The following is a 20,517-nucleotide window of genomic DNA, read 5'->3' as shown; positions in this document are numbered from 1 at the left end:
CGGTTTAGCGCCGTTGCCTAGCGTGATCGGCACGCCGTTTTCCCCGGCGTCCCCGTCCCCGTGCCGAATGGAGCCGAGCATGGCACCGATCCCCCTTCCCGGCCCGCTGGGCCCCGCCGCCGACGCCCTGCGGGGCTGGCTGCTCGCCAGGCTGGCGGTACCGCCGCTCGGCCCGACCGGGCCGAACCCGCCGGTCGGCGAACCGGAGAACCTGATCCACCTGACCGACCTCACCGAGACCCTGATCAGCTACGACTCCACCAACGCGGACTTCAGCGGGAGCACCCCGACGCTGGACGACCTCGCCCACGTCCGCTACGAGCTCCGTGACCAGCAGGGCGCGCTGGTCGGCACGACCAAGGGCATCGGGCGGATGCTGCGCAAGGGACCGGACGGCAACTTCCTGGGCTACTTCTCGGAGGAGATCCGGCTGATCGACGGTCATGTCATCCGCACCGGCGGCATCGTCGACGACGCCCGGCTGACCCTCGGCGAGCAGCAGACCATCAAGGCGGTCGCGGTGGCCGGCCCGCTGCGCGGGGCGATCGGGTTCCGCCAGTTCCGGCCGGTGGAGACCCACAAGTCCTACGCCTCGGCGATCGTCCTCTACCGCCGCTGAAACCCCGCCCGCCGCACTCCCGCCGGACCCCCGTCCGCCGCCCGCCCGACGCCCGCCCGCCGTACGCCCGCCCGCCGGACCGCCGTCCGGCCGGGGGGAGCGTACCGACGCCCCTGGGAGCAGACCGCAGATGGACCCCGCAGAGATCCGCCTCCTGGCGGCCGGCACCGCGCTGCCGGGCCCGCCCATCGACAACGCCGCCCTGGGCCGCCGCTTCGGCATGGACGCCCTCTGGGAACAGTGGGTGGACACCTTCATCGGCACCCGGACCCGCCACCTCGCCCTCGACCTGGAGACCGGCGAGCAGCGCGACACCCTGGCCGACCTCGGCACCACCGCCGGTGAGCGTGCGCTCGCCGCGGCCGGCACCGACCCCGCCGACATCGACCTCGTGGTGCTCGGCACCGCCACCCCCGACAGTCTGATGCCGGCCACCGTCAACCAGATCGCCGACCGGCTCGGCATCGACGGTGTGGCCACCTACCAGCTGCAGTCCGGCTGTTCCGGTGCGGTCCAGGCGATCGACGTCGCCCGGCAGCTGCTCTCCACCGGCCGCCACCGCACCGCCCTGGTGCTCGGCGGCGACGTCATCGCCAAGCACTACGACCTGAGCGCCGACCTGCGCGCGGTCCCGCCCGCCGAACTGGTCAACTACGTGCTGTTCGGCGACGCCGCCGGGGCCGCCGTGCTGAGCGCCGACCCGGCCGCGGGCCCGACCGCCGTCCGCGCCTCCTTCGTCCAGCTGGCCGGACGGGGACGGGCGCCGGGCCAGGTGCTGGAGTGGTTCGGGCCGGTCGACCGGCACAGCGGGCGGCCGGCGGCGCGCGAGGACTACAAGGCGATCGAGGAGACCGTCCCGCTGTTCGCCGAGCAGATCCTGCGCCGGCTGCTCGACGAGGCCGGCTGGCAGCCGGACGAGGTGACGCACCTGCTGCCGCCGCAGCTGTCCACCCAGATGACCGCCCGGATCGTCCAGCGGCTCGGTCTGCCCGGCGCCGAGGAGATCAGCTGCGTCGGCGAGACCGCCAACACCGGCAACGCGCTGGTCTTCTTCCAGCTCGAACAGGTGCTGCCGAAGCTGGCCGCGGGCGACCGCGCCGCCGTCCTCGCGGTGGAGTCCAGCAAGTGGATCAAGTCCGGGTTCGCCCTGGAACAGGTCTGACCCCTCCGCCCCGCTCCACCCCGTCCGGCCCCGCCACACCTCGAACCATCGAAGGGCAGAGCACGCATGTCGAACGACGAGAAGCTCCGCGACTACCTCAAGCGGGTCAGCGCCAGCCTCCAGGACACCCGCCTGCGGCTGCACGAGGCCGAGGCCAGGTACACGGAGCCGATCGCCATCGTCGGGATGGCGTGCCGTTATCCGGGTGGGGTGGGGTCGCCGGAGGAGCTGTGGCGGCTGGTGGCCGAGGGGCGGGACGCGATCTCGGAGTTCCCGGCGGACCGGGGCTGGGACCTGGAGGCGCTGTACGACCCGGATCCGGAGCGCACCGGGACGGCCTACACCCGGCACGGCGGCTTCCTGGCCGGCGCCGCCGACTTCGACGCCGACTTCTTCGGCATCAGCCCCCGGGAGAGCGGCACCATCGACCCCCAGCAGCGGCTGCTGCTGGAGACCACCTGGGAGGCGCTGGAGAGCGCCGGGCTGGACCCGGCCGCGCTGCGCGCCACCCCGGTCGGCGTCTTCACCGGGATCATGTACAGCGACTACGGCTCACGGCTCAACCCGGTGCCGGCGGCGGTCGAGGGCCAGGTCGGCATCGGCAGCGCGCCCAGCGTGGCGTCGGGGCGGATCGCCTACACCTACGGGTTCGAGGGCCCGGCGGTGACGGTGGACACCGCCTGCTCCTCCTCGCTGGTCGCCCTGCACCTGGCCGCCCAGGCCCTGCGGTCGGGCGAGTGCACACTGGCGCTCGCGGGCGGGGCCACGGTGATGGCCACCCCCAACACCTTCGTCGAGTTCAGCCGCCAGCGCGGCCTGTCGCCGGACGGCCGCTGCAAGGCCTTCTCGGCCGCCGCCGACGGCACCGGCTGGGGCGAGGGCGCGGCCCTGCTGCTCCTGGAGCGGCTCTCCGACGCCCGGGCCAACGGCCATCCGGTGTACGCGGTGGTGCGCGGCTCGGCCGTCAACCAGGACGGCACCAGCAGCCAGCTCTCCGCGCCGAACGGTCCTTCGCAGGAGCGGGTGATCCGGGCGGCGCTGGCGTCGGCGGGGTTGGGTGCGGGGGACGTGGACGTGGTGGAGGCGCACGGGACGGGGACGCGGCTGGGTGATCCGATCGAGGCGCAGGCGCTGCTGGCGACGTACGGTCAGGAGCGCCCTGCGGGGCGGCCGTTGTGGCTGGGGTCGGTGAAGTCCAACATCGGGCATGCCCAGGCGGCGGCCGGGGTGGCGGGTGTGATCAAGATGGTGCAGGCGCTGCGGCACGGGGTGCTGCCGGCCACCCTGCACATCGACGAGCCGACCGGTGAGGTGGACTGGTCCTCGCGCGGGGTGGAACTGCTGCGGACGCCGGTCGACTGGGCGCCGGGGGAGCGGCCGCGTCGTGCGGGCGTCTCCGCCTTCGGGATCAGCGGCACCAATGCGCACGTGATCCTGGAGGAGGCGCCCGCGGTGGCGGAGACCGCCGGGGCCCCGGCGGACGACCCGGCACCCGTGACGGCCCCGGTGCTGCTCTCGGGCCGCTCGGAGGCGGCGCTGGGCGCGGCGGCGGAGCGGCTGGCGGACTGGCTGGAGGGTACGGGCGCCCAGGCCGGACCGGCGCAGGTGGCGGCCTGGACGCTGACCCGGGGCGCCCGGCACCGGTTCGGCGGCGCCGTGGTCTCCCCGGACCGCGACGAACTGATCGCCGGACTGCGGGCGTTGGCGGAGCAGAAGTCCCATCCGGCGGTGGTGGCGGGGCGGTTGGCGTCGTCGCCGGGTGGGGTGGTGCTGGTGTTCCCGGGTCAGGGGTCGCAGTGGGTGGGGATGGGGGTGGCGTTGGCGGAGTCGTCGCCGGTGTTCGCGCAGTGGCTGGCGCGCACGGGGAAGGCGCTGGAGCCTCATGTGGAGTGGCGGTTGGAGGAGGCGCTGCGGGATCCGGTGTTGTTGGAGCGGGTCGATGTGGTGCAGCCGGTGCTGTGGGCGGTGATGGTGTCGCTGGCGGGGTTGTGGCGGTCGTTGGGGTTGCCGGTGGGTGCGGTGGTGGGGCATTCGCAGGGTGAGATCGCGGCGGCGGCGGTGTCGGGGGCGTTGAGTCTGGCGGACGCGGCGGCGGTGGTGGCGTTGCGCAGCCGGGCGATCCGTTCGATCGCGGGTGACGGCGGGATGGCGTCGGTGCCGTTGGCGGTGGCGGAGGTGGAGGAGCTGATCGGGCGCTGGGGTGGTGAGTTGGAGGTTGCGGCGGTCAACGGTCCGTCGTCGACGGTGGTGTCCGGGGCGGCTTCGGCGATCGCGGCGCTGGTGGCGTGGGGTGAGGAGCGGGAGGTGCGGGTGCGGCGGGTTCCGGTGGACTACGCCTCGCATTCCGCGCGGGTGGAGCCCCTGGAGGCCGAGTTGCTCGCTCTGCTGGGCGGGATCGTGCCGAGGGAGTCGTCGGTGCCGTTCTACTCGACGGTGACCGGTGGCCGGGTGGACACCCGGACGCTGGATGCCGGGTACTGGTTCCGTAATCTGCGGGGCCGGGTGCGTTTCGAGGAGACCGTCCAGGCCCTGGCCGAGGAGGGTTTCACGACGTTCGTGGAGTCCAGTGCGCATCCGGTGCTGACGGTCGGTGTCCAGGAGACCCTGGCCGGCCGTCCGGACACGCTCGTCACCGGCACCCTGCGCCGCAACCGTGAGGACGACCGGCCGCTGCTGCAGGCGCTGGCCGCCGTCGAACTGCACGGCCACCGTCTGGACTGGCCCGTCACCGCGCCCGCCACCCCGCCCGGCCTGCCCACCTACCCCTTCCAGCACCGCCACTACTGGCTGGACGCCCCCACCGCCACCGGCGGCCCGGACGCCTCCGCCCACCCGCTGCTCGGCGCGACCGTCGAACGGGCCGACGACGGCGGACTGCTCCTCAGCGGCCGCCTCTCGCCGCGCAGCCACCCCTGGCTGGCCGAGCACACCGTCTCCCACACCGCGCTGTTCCCCGGCACCGGATTCGCCGAACTGGCCCTGGCCACCGCCGCGTCCGCCGGATCGCCCGGCGTGGACGAACTCGTCCTGCTGGCACCGCTGACCCTCGGCGAGGCGGCGCTCGACCTCCAGGTCCTCGCCCCGGCCGCCGACGAGGACGGCCGGCGCACCTTCGACGTCTATTCGCGCCCCGAGCACGGCGGCGCCGGCGACTGGACCCACCACGCCACCGGCACCCTCGCCGCCGAAGCGGCCGAGCCCGCCGAACCCGCCACCCCCGCCGATGAGTTCCCCGCCGACTGGCCCCCGGCGGGCGCCACCCTCCTCGATCTCGCCGACGCCGAACGCAGGTTCACCGCCGCCGAGGTCGGCTACGGCCCGACCTACCGGGGCCTGCGCGCCGCCTGGCAGCAGGGCGACACCCTCTACGCCGAGGTCGAACTCCCCGAGGCCGCCCACCCGGACGCCGCCCGCTACGGCATCCACCCCGCCCTGCTGGACGCCGCCCTCCATGCGGAGGCCGCGGCGGGCGGCCCGGACCGCCCCGCGGTGCTGCGGCTGCCCTTCGCCTGGAACGGCCTCGGCCTGCACGCCGTCGGCGCCACCGTGCTGCGGGTGCGCCTGGACCGCCTGGACGAGGACACCCTCGGCGTCCTGGCCGTCGACCCCGAGGGCACCCCCGTGCTCACCGTCGCCACCCTGGTGCTGCGCCCGGTGGACGCCGGCCGGCTGACCGTCCCCGCCCCCCGGGGCTCGGCCCGGCCCACCCGCACCCCGGCCCGCCGGGCCGCCGGACGCACGGCGGGGGAGGACGGCGCCGCCGAGCGCCTCCGCCGGCTGTCCGCCGCCGATCTTGAGCGGCACCTGCGCGAGCTGGTGCGGGCCGAGGTCGCCACCGTCCTCGGCTACGCCACCACCGCGGAGCTCGACCCCGACCGGGCCTTCCGGGACCTCGGTTTCGAGTCCCTCACCGCCGTCCAGCTCCGCGACCGGGTCGCCGCCGCCACCGGACTCAAGCTGCCGCCGACCCTGGTGTTCAACCACCCCAGCCCGCGCGCCCTCGCCGAGCACCTCGGCGAGCTGCTGCGGCAGAGCGGCGGCGCGCCCGCCGCCGCGCCCGCCCGCACCCGCGCCGCCGCCGACGAACCCCTCGCGATCATCGGGATGGCGTGCCGTTATCCGGGTGGGGTGGGGTCGCCGGAGGAGCTGTGGCGGCTGGTGGCCGAGGGGCGGGACGCGATCTCGGAGTTCCCGGCGGACCGGGGCTGGGACCTGGAGGCGCTGTACGACCCGGATCCGGAGCGCACCGGGACGGCCTACACCCGGCACGGCGGCTTCCTGGCCGGCGCCGCCGACTTCGACCCCGCGTTCTTCGGCATCAACCCGCGTGAGGCCGTCGCGATGGACCCGCAGCAGCGGCTGCTGCTGGAGGCGTCCTGGGAGGCGCTGGAGAGCGCCGGGCTGGACCCGGCCGCGCTGCGCGCCACCCCGGTCGGCGTCTTCACCGGCCTGATCTACACCGAGTACGGCGGCCGGGTGCGCGGCTCCGCCCCCGAGGCGGAGGGCTACCTCGGCACCGGCAGCGCGGGCAGCGTGGCGTCGGGGCGGATCGCCTACACCTACGGGTTCGAGGGCCCGGCGGTGACGGTGGACACGGCCTGCTCCTCCTCGCTGGTCGCCCTGCACCTCGCGGGCCAGGCCCTGCGCTCCGGTGAGTGCAGCCTCGCCCTGGTCGGCGGCGCCACCGTGATGTCCACCCCGGACACCCTGATCGAGTTCAGCCGCCAGCGCGGCCTGTCGCCGGACGGCCGCTGCCGGGCCTTCGCGTCCGGCGCCGACGGCACCGGCTTCGCCGAGGGCGTCGGACTGCTGCTGGTCGAACGGCTCTCGGACGCCCGCGCCAACGGCCACCCCGTCCTGGCGGTGGTGCGCGGTACGGCGGTCAACCAGGACGGTGCCTCGAACGGTCTGACGGCGCCGAACGGTCCTTCGCAGGAGCGGGTGATCCGGGCGGCGTTGGCGTCGGCGGGGTTGGGTGCGGGGGACGTGGACGTGGTGGAGGCGCACGGGACGGGGACGCGGCTGGGTGATCCGATCGAGGCTCAGGCGCTGCTGGCGACGTACGGTCAGGAGCGCCCGGACGGGCGGCCGTTGTGGCTGGGGTCGGTGAAGTCGAACATCGGGCATGCCCAGGCGGCGGCCGGGGTGGCGGGTGTGATCAAGATGGTGCAGGCGCTGCGGCACGGGGTGCTGCCGGCCACCCTGCACATCGACGAGCCGACCGGCGCCGTGGAGTGGGAGAGCGGCGCGGTGGAACTGCTGCGCGAGCCCGTCGCCTGGGCGCCGGGTGAGCGGCCGCGCCGGGCCGGCGTCTCCGCCTTCGGCATGAGCGGCACCAATGCGCACGTGATCCTGGAGGAGGCCCCGGCCACCGCGGCCGCCGACCCGGCCCCGGTCGCGGGCCCCGTGCTCCTGTCGGCGCGTTCCGAGGCGGCGCTGGGCGCGGCGGCGGAGCGGCTGGCGGACTGGCTGGAGGGCGCGGGCGCGCAGACCGGGCTGGCCGAGGTCGCCGCCTGGACGCTGACCCGGGGCGCCCGGCACGGGTACGGCGCCGCCGTCGTCTCGGACGAGCGCGCCGAGGTGGTGGCCGCGCTGCGGGCCCTGACCGATCATCCGGCGGTGGTGGCGGGGCGGTTGGCGTCGTCGCCGGGTGGGGTGGTGCTGGTGTTCCCGGGTCAGGGGTCGCAGTGGGTGGGGATGGGGGTGGCGTTGGCGGAGTCGTCGCCGGTGTTCGCGCAGTGGCTGGCGCGGGCGGGGAAGGCGCTGGAGCCTCATGTGGAGTGGAGGTTGGAGGAGGCGCTGCGGGATCCGGTGTTGTTGGAGCGGGTCGATGTGGTGCAGCCGGTGTTGTGGGCGGTGATGGTGTCGCTGGCGGGGTTGTGGCGGTCGTTGGGGTTGCCGGTGGGTGCGGTGGTGGGGCATTCGCAGGGTGAGATCGCGGCGGCGGCGGTGTCGGGGGCGTTGAGTCTGGAGGATGCGGCGGCGGTGGTGGCGTTGCGCAGCCGGGCGATCCGTTCGATCGCGGGTGACGGCGGGATGGCGTCGGTGCCGTTGGCGGTGGCGGAGGTGGAGGAGCTGATCGGGCGTTGGGGTGGTGAGTTGGAGGTTGCGGCGGTCAACGGTCCGTCGTCGACGGTGGTGTCCGGGGCGGCTTCGGCGATCGCTGCGCTGGTGGCGTGGGGTGAGGAGCGGGAGGTGCGGGTGCGGCGGGTTCCGGTGGACTACGCCTCGCATTCCGCGCGGGTGGAGCCTTTGGAGGCCGAGTTGCTCGCTCTGCTGGGCGGGATCGTGCCGAGGGAGTCGTCGGTGCCGTTCTACTCGACGGTGACCGGTGGCCGGGTGGACACCCGGACGCTGGATGCCGGGTACTGGTTCCGTAATCTGCGGGGCCGGGTGCGTTTCGAGGAGACCGTCCAGGCCCTGGCCGAGGAGGGTTTCACGACGTTCGTGGAGTCCAGTGCGCATCCGGTGCTGACGGTCGGTGTCCAGGAGACGCTGGCCGGCCGTCCGGACACGCTCGTCACCGGCACCCTGCGCCGCAATCGCGAGGACGACCGGCCGCTGCTGCAGGCGCTGGCCGCCGTCGAACTGCACGGCCACCGTCTGGACTGGCCCGTCACCGCGCCCGCCACCCCGCCCGGCCTGCCCACCTACCCCTTCCAGCACCGCCACTACTGGCTCGACCCGGCCCCGGACATCAGCGATCCCGGCCACCTCGGCCTGCACAGCGCCGACCATCCGCTGCTGGGCGCCACCACCGACCTCCCGGACGGCACCGCGCTCTACACCAGCAGCCTCTCCACCGGCACCCACCCCTGGCTGCTCGACCACGCCGTCACCGGCACCCCGCTGCTGCCCGCCACCGCGCTGGTCGAGCTCGCCCTGCACGCCGGCCACCGCGCCGCCGTCCCGGCCCTGGCCGAACTGACCCTGGAGGCCCCGCTGGTGCTCGGCGCCGGGGCCGTCCACCTGCAGACCACCGTGCAGCCCCCGGACGACGACGGCGCCCGCGCGCTGGCCGTCCACTCCCGCCCGGCCGCCGCCGGACCCCAGGAGCCCTGGACCCGGCACGCCACCGCCCTGCTGCTCCCGGAGCAGCCCGCGGCGCACCCGGAGGAGTGGACGTCCGGCGCCTGGCCGCCGCCCGGCGCCACGCCCGTCGATCCGGCCGCCCTCTACCCGGGCCTCGCCGACCGGGGCTACGACTACGGCCCGGCCTTCCAGGGCGTCCGCGCCCTGTGGCGCGCCGGCGACACCCTCTACGCCGAGGTCGAACTCCCGGAGGCCGCCCACCCGGACGCCGCCCGCTACGGCATCCACCCCGCGCTGCTCGACGCCACCCTCCACCCGCTGGCCGCCGACGACACCGGCACCGACGGCGACCGGGGGACGGCGCTCCCCTTCGCCTGGACCGGCGTCACGCTCGCCGCCACGGCCGCCACCGGCCTGCGCGTGCGGCTGACCCGGCACGGCACGGACTCGCTGGCGCTGAGCGCCGTCGACCCGGCCGGCGGGCCGGTGGTCTCCGCCGAGCGGATCGCCCTGCGCCCGCTCGCCCCCGGCGCCCTCGCCGCCGCCGGCCCGGCCGGACGCCCGGACGGCCTGTACCACCTGGACTGGACGCCCGTCGCCCCGCAGCCCGCGGAGCGCGCCGAGTGGTCCGAACTGCCCGAGTACCGTCTCGACACCGAACCGGCCGACCCCGCCACCCTGTTCACCGCCGACCCGCCCGCCACCGCGGTCCTGCCGCTCACCCTGCCCGAGCACCCGGACCTCGGGACCGCCACCGCCGCACTGCTCGGCTTCGTGCAGCGCTGGCTCGCCCAGGAGCACCTGGCCGGCACCCGGCTGGCCGTGCTGACCCGCGACGCCCAGAGCACCGACCCCGCCGACCGCCCGGTCGAGCCGGTCGCGGCCGCCCTGTGGGGCCTGCTGCGCAGCGCCCAGACCGAGCACCCCGGCCGGCTGCGCCTGCTGGACACCGACGGGCACCCCGGATCCCGGGACGCGCTGGCCGCGGCCCTCACCCTGGACGAGCCCCAACTCGCCCTGCGCCGGGGCGCGGTGCTCACCCCGGCGGTCGTGCCGCTGCCCGCCCGCCCCGAGCTCCTCGCCCCGGGCGACGGTCCCTGGCGGCTCGCCCCCACCGGCGACACCCTGGACGGGCTGGCCCTGGTCCCCGCCCCGGACGCCGACCGCCCGCTCGGCCCCGGAGAGGTGCGGATCGCCGTGCGCGCCGCCGGGCTGAACTTCCGGGACGTGCTGATCACCCTCGGCGTCTACCCGGACCGCGCCCTGCTCGGCACCGAGGCGGCCGGCGTGGTCACCGCCGTCGGCCCGGAGGTCACCGGCCTGGCGCCCGGCGACCGGGTCACCGGTCTGGTCTCCGGCGGCATCGGCCCGGTCGCCGTCACCGACCACCGGCTGCTGGCCCGCATCCCGGCCGGCTGGACCTTCGCCCAGGCCGCCGCCGTCCCCGCCGCCTACCTGACCGCCCACTACGCCCTGGTCGACCTGGCCGGGCTCCGCGCCGGGGAGCGCCTGCTGGTGCACTCGGCGGCCGGCGGGGTCGGCATCGCCGCCGTCCAGCTCGCCACCCACCTCGGCGCCGAGGTGTACGGGACGGCCGGGCCCGGCAAGTGGGACACCCTCGCCGCGCTCGGCATCGACCCGGAGCGCACCGCCTCCTCCCGCACCCTCGACTTCGAGGGACGGTTCCTGGCCGCCACCGACGGCGCCGGGGTGGACGTCGTGCTGAACTCCTTCACCGGGGACTTCGTCGACGCCTCCCTGCGGCTGCTGCCGCGCGGCGGCCGCTTCGTCGAGATGGGCAAGGCCGACCTGCGCGACCCGCAGCGGATCGCCGAGCTGCACCCCGGCGTGCGCTACCGCTCCTTCGACCTGCTGGAGGCCGGCCCGCAGCGGATCGGCGAGCTGCTGGCCGAACTGCTGTCGCTGTTCGAGCGCGGGGCGCTGACCCTGCCGCCGGTCACCGTCTGGCCGGTCGCCCGCGCCGGGGAGGCGCTGCGCCACCTCGCCCAGGCCCGGCACACCGGCAAGGTGGTGGTGAGCGTCCCCGCGCCGCTCGACCCGGCGGGCACCGTCCTGGTCACCGGCGGCACCGGCACCCTGGGCGCGCTGACCGCCCGGCACCTGGTGGCCGAACACGGCGTCCGGCACCTGCTGCTGGCCGGGCGCCGGGGCCCGGAGGCCGCCGGCGCGGCCGAGCTGGCCGCCGAACTCGCCGCACTGGGCGCCGAGGTGACCCTCGCCGCGGTGGACGTCGCCGACCGGGCCGCGCTGGCCGCGCTGCTCGACGCCGTGCCCGCCGAGCATCCGCTGACCCTGGTGGTGCACACCGCGGGGGTGCTGGCCGACGGCGTCCTGGAGGCCCTCGACCCGGCCGCCCTGGAGACCGTGCTCGCCCCCAAGGCCCGGGCCGCCCGGCACCTGGACGAGCTGACCCGGGACGCCGACCTCTCCGGCCTGCTGCTGTTCTCCTCCGTCTCCGGCGTGCTCGGCGGCGGCGGACAGGCCAACTACGCCGCCGCCAACGCGTACCTGGACGCCCTCGCCCAGCGCCGCGCCGCCGAGGGCCTGCCCGCGACCTCGCTGGCCTGGGGCCTGTGGCAGCGGGCCAGCGGCCTCACCGGGCAGCTCACCGACGGCGACCGGGCCCGGCTGGCCCGCGGCGGCCTGGTGCCGCTGGCCGACCGGGAGGGCCTGGCCCTGCTGGACGCGGCCCGCGCCACCGGCCGGGCGGCCGTGGTCACCAGCCGCTTCGACCTGCGGGCGGGCCGGGCCGCCGGGAGCGTGCCCCCGCTGCTGCGCTCGCTGGCGGGTGCCCCCGTCCGGCGCAGCGCCGCCGGGTCCGCCGCCGCGCCCGCCGCCGGGTCCGCGGCCCCGCTGCAGGCGAGGCTGGCCGGCCTCGACCCGGCCGGGCGCGCGGAGGCCCTGCTCCAGCTGGTGCTGGCCCAGGCCGCCGCCGTCCTCGGCCACGGCACGGCCGCCACCGTCGCCCCCGACCAGGCCTTCAAGGAGATCGGCTTCGACTCGCTGACCGCCGTCGAACTGCGCAACCGCCTCGGTGCGGCCACCGGCCTGCGGCTGGCGCCGACCACGGTGTTCGACCATCCGACCCCGGCGGCGCTGGCCGGCCACCTGCACCGCGCCCTGGCCCCCGGCGACGAGGCCCCGCAGGACCCGCTGCTGGCCGAACTCGACCGGCTGGAGGCCCTGCTGCCCGCACTGGCCGCCGCGGAGAGCGTCCGCGGAAAGGTCGGACGGCGGCTGCGCGAGCTGCTCTGGCGGCTCGACGACGGCCCGGCCGAGGCCGGCGGCGAGCGCGCCGGGGACCTCGCCGAGGACCTCGCCGGGGCCAGCGACGACGAACTGTTCGCCGCGCTCGACGACGAACTCAACCACCCCGGAACGGAGCTCTGAGATGCCCGGGACGACCGGATCGACCGCCGCCCCCGGCGGCACCGAGGAGCGGCTGCGCGACTACCTGCGCCGCGCGACCGCCGACCTGCGCCAGGCCAGGCGCCGGATCGAGGCCCTGGAGGAGCGGGCCCACGAGCCGATCGCGATCGTCGGCATGGCCTGCCGGCTGCCCGGCGGCGTGCGCACCCCCGAGGACCTGTGGCAGCTGCTCGCCGAGGGCCGGGACGCGGTCGGCGACTTCCCCGCCGACCGCGGCTGGGACCTCGACGCGCTGTTCGACGAGGACCCGGCCACCCCCGGCACCTCCTACGCCCGCCAGGGCGGGTTCCTCGACGGCGCGGGGGAGTTCGACGCCGCCTTCTTCGGCCTGGGCCCGCGCGAGGCGCTGGCCATGGACCCGCAGCAGCGGCTGCTGCTGGAGACCGCGTGGCGCGCCTTCGAGTCCGCCGCGATCGACCCGGCCGGCCTGCGCGGCAGCCGCACCGGCGTGTACGTCGGCATGATCGGCCAGGACTACGCCCCGCGCCCGCACGAGGTGGCCGGCGAACTCGACGGCCACTTCATGACCGGCAACGCCGGCTCCGTGGCCTCCGGCCGGCTCGCCTACCACTTCGGCCTGCACGGGCCGGCCCTGACCGTCGACACCGCCTGCTCGTCCTCGCTGGTCGCGATGCACCTGGCCGCCCGTTCGCTGCGCTCGGGCGAGAGCGACCTGGCCCTGGCCGGCGGCGCCTGCGTGCTCGCCCACCCGAGGGTGTTCCTGGAGTTCAGCCGCCAGCGCGGACTGGCCCCGGACGGCCGGTGCAAGGCCTTCGCGGCGGGCGCCGACGGCACCGGGCTCGCCGAGGGCGTCGGCCTGCTGCTGCTGGAGCGCCTTTCCGACGCCCGCGCCCACGGCCACCGGGTGCTCGCCGTGCTGCGCGGCTCGGCCGTCAACCAGGACGGGCCCAGCAACGGGCTCACCGCCCCCAGCGGACCGGCGCAGGAAGCGGTCATCCGGGAGGCCCTGGCCGACGCCCGGCTCACCCCCGGCCAGATCGACGCGGTCGAGGCGCACGGCACCGGCACCACCCTCGGCGACCCGATCGAGGCGAGCGCCCTGCTCGCCGTGTACGGCCGGGCCGAGCGCGAACGCCCGCTGCGGCTCGGCTCGTTGAAGTCCAACATCGGTCACACCCAGGCCGCCGCAGGGGTGGCCGGGGTGATCAAACTGATCCTCTCGCTGCGGCACGACACCCTGCCGGCCAGCCTCCACCTGGACGCGCCCACCCCGCACGTCGACTGGTCCCGGGGCGCGGTCGAGCTGCTCACCGGGGCGGCGCCCTGGCCGCGCGGGGAGCACCCGCGCCGGGCCGCCGTCTCCTCCTTCGGGATCAGCGGCACCAACGCCCACCTCGTCCTGGAGGAGGCCCCGCAGCCCCCGCAGCCCCCGCAGGCGCCGCAGGCGCCGCCCGCCGACCCCGGCGCCGCTCCCGCCGGGCGGCCCTGGCTGCTCACCGCCCGCACCCCCGCGGCGCTCGGCGAACACGCGCTGGCGCTCGCCGCGCACGCCGAGGCTGGCGCGGCCGGGAACCCGCAGGAGACCGCCCACTGGCTCCGGCACGGCCGGGCCCGGTTCCCGCACCGGGCCGCCGTGCTCACCGACCGCCCCGAGGAGATCGCCCCCGCCCTGCGCGCCCTGGCCGCCGGGCGCGCACACCCCGCCCTGGTGCGCGGAACCGCCGTCGCCCCCGCCAGGGCCGCCTGGACCTTCTCCGGCCAGGGCGCCCAGTCCGCCGGGATGGGCCGCGAACTCCACGCCGAGCACCAGGAGTTCGCCAAGGCGCTGGACGAGGTCTGTGACGCCCTCGACCCCCATCTCGAACGCCCGCTGCGGGACGTCATGTTCGCCGAGCCGGGCACCCCCGAGGCCGCCCTGCTGGACCGCACCCGCTACACCCAGCCGGCCCTGTTCGCCCACCAGACCGCCCTGGCCCGGCTGCTCGGCACCCGGCTGCCGCCCCCGGTCGCGGTGCTGGGCCACTCGCTCGGCGAACTGTCCGCGGCCCACCTGGCCGGGGTGTTCGACCTGGAGTCGGCGGCCGCCCTGGTCGCCGCCCGGGCCCGGCTGATGGACGAACTGCCCGCCGGCGCCGGCGCCATGCTCTCCGTCCAGGCCTCCGAGGAACGGCTCACCGAACTGCTCGCGCCGTACGCCGGCGCGCTGGACCTGGCCGCCGTCAACGGGCCCGCCTCGACCGTGGTCTCCGGCGACACCGCCGCGGTCGACCGGCTCGACCGGGAGCTGACCGCGCTCGGGCTGCGCACCCGCCGGCTGCGGGTCTCGCACGCCTTCCACTCCGCCCAGCTGGACCCGGTGCTCGAACGCTTCCACGCCGAGGCGCGGCGGATCGGCTACCGCGCCCCGGACCTGCCGGTGATCAGCAACCTCACCGGCGAGGCCGCCGACCCGCAGCGGATCGCCGGGCCCGACTACTGGACCGAGCAGATCCGCGCCACCGTCCGCTTCGACCGGGGCGTGCGCACCCTGCGCGACCGCTACGGCGTCACCGCCTACCTGGAGCTCGGTCCGCACGGAACGCTCAGCGCGCTGACGGCCGCGATCCACCCCGAGGCCGCCCACCTGGCCGCGCAGCTGCGCGAACGGCCCCAGCCGAGGGCGCTCGCGGCCGCGCTGGCCGGGGCCGAGGTGCACGGGCTCCCGGTCTCCGGCCCGGCCGGCCCGGCGCCCGCCGCCGACCCCGACACCGTGCCCGGCCACCCCTTCGCCCGCACCGCCTACTGGCTGGCCACCCCCGGCCCGTCCGGCGCCGCCCCGGCCGGGGCGCCCGTCGAGGGCGCGGACGGCCCGCCCGCCGACGGGCCCGCCGCCGACGACCCGGACGCCCTGCTGCGCCGCTGGGCGGCGGCCGGCCCCCCGGACCGCACCGCCCTGCTGCTGGCCGTGGTCCGGGAGCACGCCGCGGCCGCCCTCGGCCACCCCGACCCGGCGCAGATCGGCGAACGGGAACGCTTCCAGGACCTCGGCTTCTCCTCCTTCAGCGTCCTGGACCTGCGCAACCGGCTCGGCGCCGCCACCGGGCTCACCCTGCCCCCGGTGGTCGCCTTCGACCACCCCACGCCGGCCGAACTGGCCGGCCACCTCGACCACCTGCTGGCCGAGTCCGCCCTGCCCGCCTCCTGACCACACAACCCGCCGAACCCCCAGAGGAGCGAAACCCGGTCATGCGCGTCGGAATCACCTACCTCAGCATCTCCCCGTCGGTGGACCGGGAGTCCGCCCGCCGGAAGTACCTGGACTTCGCCCGGCAGGTCGAATGGGCCAATGACCGGGGATTCTCCGGCATCTGGGTCACCGAACACCACTTCTCCGGCTACAGCCTCAGCTCCTCGCCGCTGCTGCTGCTCGGCCGGGCCGCCGGGCTCGCCCCCGACCTGCGGATCGGCACCGGGATCCTGGTGCTGCCGCTGTGGGACCCGGTCCGGCTGGTCGCCGACGTCAACACCCTCGACCAGCTGTCCGGCGGACGGCTGGACCTGGGCATCGGCCGCGGCTACCAGCCGCACGAGTTCCTCGGCTTCGGCCGCGACCTCGACCACAGCCGGGCCGCCTTCGAGGAGTCCACCGATCTGCTGCTGCGGCTGCTCACCGAGAACGAGGTCACCCACAAGGGGGAGTTCCACCGGATCGATGCCCCGGTGACCGTCCTGCCGCCCTCCCACCAGACCCCGCATCCGCCGATCTGGGCCGCCGCGGTGTCACCGGAGTCCACCCGCTTCGCCGTCCGGCGCGGCTTCCACCTGCTCGGCCTGGCCCTGTCGACCCCGGACGAACTGGCCGCCCAGTGGCGGACGGTGAACACCCTGGCGGCCGAGGAGGGCGTCGCGGCCGAGGGCCTGGAGTACGCGGTCAACCGGTTCGTGCACATCGGCACCGACCCGGCCGGGCGCCGGGCCGCCGCCCGTGAGGTCGCCCGGCAGATCCGGACCTCCCAGGCGCTGGCCGAGGGCGCCTACCCGACCGGCGGCGTCCCGCCGCTGCCCGTCGCCGTCGACCCGGCCGACGAGGAGTTCGCCTCCGAGCGGCTGCTGGCCGGCTCGCCCGAGCAGATCGTCGACCAGCTGCGCGAGCTCGCCGCCGTCGGCGTCACCCAGGTCAACGCCGCCTTCGAGTACGGCACCCTGCCCGCCGAGACGGCCTTCGCCGCGATGCGCACCTTCGCCGCCGAGGTGCTCCCGGCCCTGCGCGAGCTGCCCGTGCGCCGCTGAGCCCCGGCACGCCGAAGGGGGGTGGGACACCGTCACGGTGTCCCACCCCCCTTCGGCGCGGCCGGACGGTCAGCCGCGGTCCAGACCGGCGAGCTCGGCCAGCCGGCTGTAGGACTCCCGGCGGTCCTGCGGGTCGTAGGTGTTCGCCACCACCATCACCTCGTCGGCGCCGGACTCGGCCACGAAGGCCTTCAGCTTCGCGGCCACCGTGGCGGGCCCGCCGACCACCTCGGCCCGCAGGTCGTTCAGCGGCGGGGTGCGCTGGGCGACCTGCTCCGCCGGGGTCGGCCGGTGGGCCAGGGCCTGGTCGACGGGCAGCAGCGGCGACGGGTTGCCCGTCGCGTGCTGCGCGAGCGCCAGGCGCCACGGGGTGGCCAGCTCGTCGGCGTGCCGGTCGTCCCGGCCCACCACCACGGTCAGCGCCAGGATCGCCCACGGCCGCGCGCCCTCGTGGGCCGGGACGAACTGCTCCCGGTAGCGGCGCAGCGCGGTGAAGGCGTTGACCGGGTTCTGGTAGGCCGCCAGGTACCCGTAGCCCAGGCCCAGCCGGGCCGCCGTGCCCGCCGAGGCGGGGCTGCCGCCGAGCAGGAACACCTGCGGCAGCGGCGCGTCCCGGGGCACCGCCCTGACCCCGGCCAGCTCGTGGCCCTCCGGGAGGGGGGTGCGCCCCCCGAACGCCAGCAGCTGCGCCAGCTGGCCGTTGAAGACCTCCGGGGCGAGCGAGGAACGCTGGAGCACGGCGGCGGTCGGCCCGTGCTCGGTGCCGGTGGACCGGCCGATGCCGAGGTCGATCCGGCCGGGGTGCAGCGCCTCCAGGGTCTGGAACTGCTCCGCGACGTGCAGCGGCGAGTGGTTGGGCAGCAGCATGCCACCGGCGCCGATCCGCAGCCGGGTGGTGCGGGCCGCCAGGTGTGCGATGACGATCTCGGGCGCCGAGATGCCCACCGCCGCCTGGGCGTGGTGCTCGGCCACCCAGTACCGGCTGAAGCCCAGCTCCTCGACGTGCACGGCGAGCCGGGTGGCCTCCTGGAGCAGCTCGGCGCTGCCGGTGCCGGCCCGGCGGGGGCCCTGGTCGAGGACGGAGAACGCGGTCATGCCTGTTTCCTCAGGAGTCGGCCCCCGACACGCCGGGGGCGGGTGGATCGGGTGCGGGGCGCGCCGGCGGTCACACGACGGCCGGCGCCGGGTAGGGGTGCGGCACGCCGAAGTGCTCGCGCAGCGTGCTGCCCCGGTAGGCGGAGCGGTAGATCCCGCGCTTCTGCAGGATCGGCACCACCAGCTCGACGAAGGCCTGCAGACCGTCGGCGAACACGTCCGGCATCAGGGTGAAGCCGTCCGCCGCGCCCGAGGCGAACCACTCCTCGGCGACGTCGGCGACGTGCTCGGGCGTGCCGACCGCCTCGATGTGCGCCCCCCGCCAGGGCGCGTGGCCCGCCAGCTCGTCCAGCCGCCGCAGCCGCTCCAGCGCCTCGCGCCGGCTGTCGGCCACGGTGGTCATCAGGCCGGGCAGGATCTTGACCGACCGGGGGTCGCGGCCGTGCCGCTCGGCCCGGGCCCGGACGTCGCCGGCGTAGGCGTGCGCGACGTCCGGCGTCTTGGCCCCGGAGAACACCACGTCCGCCGTCCGCCCGGCCAGTTCGCGCCCCGGCTCGGAGGCACCGGCCTGCACCACCAGCGGGTGGCCCTGGGCGGAGGGCGGCAGCGGCAGCGGCCCGCGCACGCTGAAGTGCGCCCCCTGGTGGGATATCGGCCGCAGCCGCCGCGGGTCGGTGAAGCGGCCGGTGCGCACGTCCGCCACCAGCGCCTCCGGCTCCCAGCTGCGCCACAGCGCCTTGACGATGTCGACGAACTCCTCGGCGCGCGCGTACCGGTCGGTGCGCGGCGCCAGCCCGGTGCCGCCGAAGTTGGCCGCCACCTGCGGGATGTAGGTGGTGACGGCGTTCCAGCCGGCCCGGCCGCCGCTGAGCACGTCGAGCGACTTGAAGCGGCGGGCGATGTTGTACGGCTCGTTGGAGGTGGTGGAGGCGGTGGCGATCAGGCCGATCCGGGAGGTGGCGCCGGCGATCGCGGTGAGGAGCAGGGTCGGCTCGTGGTAGTACGCGCCGTGCGGGCTGAAGTCGACGTCACCGAAGACCCCGGGGGTGTCGGAGAGGAACACCGCGTCCATCAGGCCGCGTTCGGCGAGCTGCGCGGCGGCCACCCAGGTCTCCACCCGGGCGAAGCCGTACGGATCGGAGCCGGACACCCGCCAGGCGGCGGGGTGCACGCCCATGGCGCTGCCGACCATGTGGAGGTTGAGGTGGAGCTCGCGTTCGGTGCTCATGGGGCCTTCCCGGGGTTCGGGCCGTCCAGTCGGGGGACGGCGTCCAGCAGCTGGCGGGTGTAGGGGTGACGCGGTGCGGTGAGGACCTCGGTGACGTCCCCGGACTCGACGACCCCGCCGTCCTTCATCACCAGCACCTCGTCGGCGAGGTGGCGCACCACGCCGAGGTCGTGCGAGATGAACACGTAGGCGACGCCGAGCTCGGCCCGCAGCTCGGCCAGCAGGTCGAGGACCTGGGCCTGGACCGAGACGTCCAGCGCCGCCACCGGCTCGTCGAGCACGATGATCCGCGGGCGGGGGGCCAGTGCCCGGGCGATCGCCACCCGCTGGCGCTGCCCGCCGGACAGCGCGCGCGGACGGCGGTGCAGCAGGTCCGGGTCCAGTCCCACCTGGGCCATCAGCTCGGCGACCCGGCCGGCCCGCGCCGCCCGGGGCACGCCGGTGGCGGCCAGCGGCTCGGCGATGATCCGGGCGACCGGGTAGCGCGGGTCGAAGCTGCTGAGCGGGTCCTGGTGGACGACCTGGATCCGCCGGTGGAGGGCGCGCCGCGCGGTGCCGCGCAGGCCCTGCCAGGACTGCCCGTCCACCTCGACCCGTCCGGCGTCCGGCGAGGCCAGGCCCAGCAGCAGGCGCCCGGTGGTGCTCTTGCCGGAGCCGGACTCGCCCACGATGCCGAGCGTGCGGCCCTCGCGGAGGGTCAGCGAGACGTCCCGGACGGCGGCCACCGGGGCGTGGCCGGGGACGGCGAAGGACTTGCCGAGGCCCTCGGCGCGCAGCACCACCCGCTCCCCGGTGCGCGGGCGGGGCAGCTCGCTGCCCGCGCGCGGCCCGGAGAGCCGGGTGCCGCGCGCCCGCGGCCGGGGCACCGCGGCGAGCAGCCGCCGGGTGTACGGGTGCCCGGGCTCGGCCAGCACCTGGGCGGTGGGGCCCTGTTCGACCACCTCGCCGTCCTTCATCACCAGCACCCGGTCGGCGACCTGGGCCACCACCGCGAGGTCGTGGCTGATCAGCAGCAGGGCCCGGCCGGCCCGGCGCCGCTCGGCGAGCAGGTCCAGGATCTGCGCCTGGACGGTGACGTCCAGGGCGGTGGTCGGCTCGTCGGCGATCAGCAGGGCCGGATCGGCGGCGAGCGCGGAGGCGATCAGGGCCCGCTGGCGCAGGCCGCCGGACAGCTGGTGCGGGAACTGCCGGGCGCGCAGTTCCGGTTGGGGCACCCCCGCCTCGGAGAGCAGCCGCAGGACCCGCGCGGGCACCTCGGCGCGCGGCACGGTGCGGTGGGCGCGCAGCGCCTCGGCGATCTCGTCGCCGACCCGGCGCAGCGGGTCGAGCGAGACCAGCGCGTCCTGCAGCACGAAGCCGATCCGGCGCCCGCGCAGCGGCCGCCACTGCCGGCCGGTCAGCGCTCCGGCGTCGCGTCCGTCGATCCGGAAGGTCTCGGCGGCGGTGCGCGCGCCGCTCCCGGCCAGCCCGACCAGGCTGCGCGCGGTGACGCTCTTGCCGGAGCCGGACTCGCCGACCAGGGCGACGCTCTCCCCGGCGCCGACGGTCAGCGACAGGCCGCGCACGGCGTTGACCGAACCGCGCGGGCCGGGGAAGGTGACGGTGAGGCCGCGCACCTCGACGACGGGCGGCGGCGGTTCCTGGGTGCGTCCGGCCGTGGGCTCCGGCCGCAGTTCGGTGCTCATCGGTGCCTCCGGGTGT

General features: G+C 76.5%; 8 protein-coding genes. 5 read left to right on the top strand and 3 right to left on the bottom strand.

What is annotated here, in order from left to right:
• Positions 1-79: 79 nt before the first annotated feature.
• From ACFVVL_RS20300 to ACFVVL_RS20280, 5 genes are all read left to right on the top strand, one after another.
• Complete coding sequence (locus ACFVVL_RS20300; RefSeq protein WP_387677068.1) at positions 80-619, top strand: hypothetical protein; 540 nt, start codon at positions 80-82, stop codon at positions 617-619.
• 130 nt (positions 620-749) lie between these two features.
• Positions 750-1,781 carry a 3-oxoacyl-ACP synthase III family protein gene (locus tag ACFVVL_RS20295; protein ID WP_380296876.1) on the top strand — a complete coding sequence of 344 codons (1,032 nt, stop codon included), beginning with the start codon at positions 750-752 and terminating at the stop codon, positions 1,779-1,781.
• A 66-nt stretch (positions 1,782-1,847) separates the two neighbouring features.
• A complete protein-coding gene (locus tag ACFVVL_RS20290; RefSeq protein ID WP_387677066.1) occupies positions 1,848-12,224 on the top strand; it encodes an SDR family NAD(P)-dependent oxidoreductase in 10,377 nt (3,458 codons plus the stop codon).
• Position 12,225: 1 nt separating this feature from the next.
• The gene (locus ACFVVL_RS20285) at positions 12,226-15,408 is read left to right on the top strand and encodes a type I polyketide synthase (protein ID WP_387677063.1); all 3,183 of its coding nucleotides are present in this window, start codon (positions 12,226-12,228) and stop codon (positions 15,406-15,408) included.
• A 41-nt stretch (positions 15,409-15,449) separates the two neighbouring features.
• A complete protein-coding gene (locus ACFVVL_RS20280) occupies positions 15,450-16,493 on the top strand; it encodes an LLM class flavin-dependent oxidoreductase (protein ID WP_380288960.1) in 1,044 nt (347 codons plus the stop codon).
• 69 nt (positions 16,494-16,562) lie between these two features.
• Here ACFVVL_RS20280 and ACFVVL_RS20275 read toward each other — a convergent pair whose 3' ends face one another.
• The 3 genes from ACFVVL_RS20275 to ACFVVL_RS20265 form a co-directional block, all read right to left on the bottom strand.
• Positions 16,563-17,588 carry an LLM class flavin-dependent oxidoreductase gene (locus ACFVVL_RS20275; protein ID WP_380288962.1) on the bottom strand — a complete coding sequence of 342 codons (1,026 nt, stop codon included), beginning with the start codon at positions 17,586-17,588 and terminating at the stop codon, positions 16,563-16,565.
• 70 nt (positions 17,589-17,658) lie between these two features.
• Entirely contained in the window at positions 17,659-18,816 is a 1,158-nt protein-coding gene (locus tag ACFVVL_RS20270; RefSeq protein WP_380288964.1) for an NtaA/DmoA family FMN-dependent monooxygenase, read from the bottom strand.
• Positions 18,813-20,501, bottom strand: coding sequence for a dipeptide ABC transporter ATP-binding protein (locus ACFVVL_RS20265; protein WP_387677058.1), 1,689 nt, complete (start codon positions 20,499-20,501; stop codon positions 18,813-18,815). The genes ACFVVL_RS20270 and ACFVVL_RS20265 overlap by 4 nt, the downstream gene beginning before the upstream one ends.
• Positions 20,502-20,517 lie beyond the last annotated feature (16 nt).

Source organism: Kitasatospora sp. NPDC058115 (assembly GCF_042884635.1).
Lineage (GTDB): Bacteria > Actinomycetota > Actinomycetes > Streptomycetales > Streptomycetaceae > Kitasatospora.
Note: the sequence above shows the minus strand (reverse complement) of the source record. Positions and strands in the feature narration are given on the sequence as shown.

Coding starts and splice junctions, on each gene's coding strand:
- ACFVVL_RS20275 (WP_380288962.1), bottom strand. CDS start 17,588: ATGACCGCGTTCTCCGTCCTCGACCAGGGCCCCCGCCGGGCCGGCACC.
- ACFVVL_RS20265 (WP_387677058.1), bottom strand. CDS start 20,501: ATGAGCACCGAACTGCGGCCGGAGCCCACGGCCGGACGCACCCAGGAA.
- ACFVVL_RS20280 (WP_380288960.1), top strand. CDS start 15,450: ATGCGCGTCGGAATCACCTACCTCAGCATCTCCCCGTCGGTGGACCGG.
- ACFVVL_RS20270 (WP_380288964.1), bottom strand. CDS start 18,816: ATGAGCACCGAACGCGAGCTCCACCTCAACCTCCACATGGTCGGCAGC.
- ACFVVL_RS20295 (WP_380296876.1), top strand. CDS start 750: ATGGACCCCGCAGAGATCCGCCTCCTGGCGGCCGGCACCGCGCTGCCG.
- ACFVVL_RS20300 (WP_387677068.1), top strand. CDS start 80: ATGGCACCGATCCCCCTTCCCGGCCCGCTGGGCCCCGCCGCCGACGCC.
- ACFVVL_RS20290 (WP_387677066.1), top strand. CDS start 1,848: ATGTCGAACGACGAGAAGCTCCGCGACTACCTCAAGCGGGTCAGCGCC.
- ACFVVL_RS20285 (WP_387677063.1), top strand. CDS start 12,226: ATGCCCGGGACGACCGGATCGACCGCCGCCCCCGGCGGCACCGAGGAG.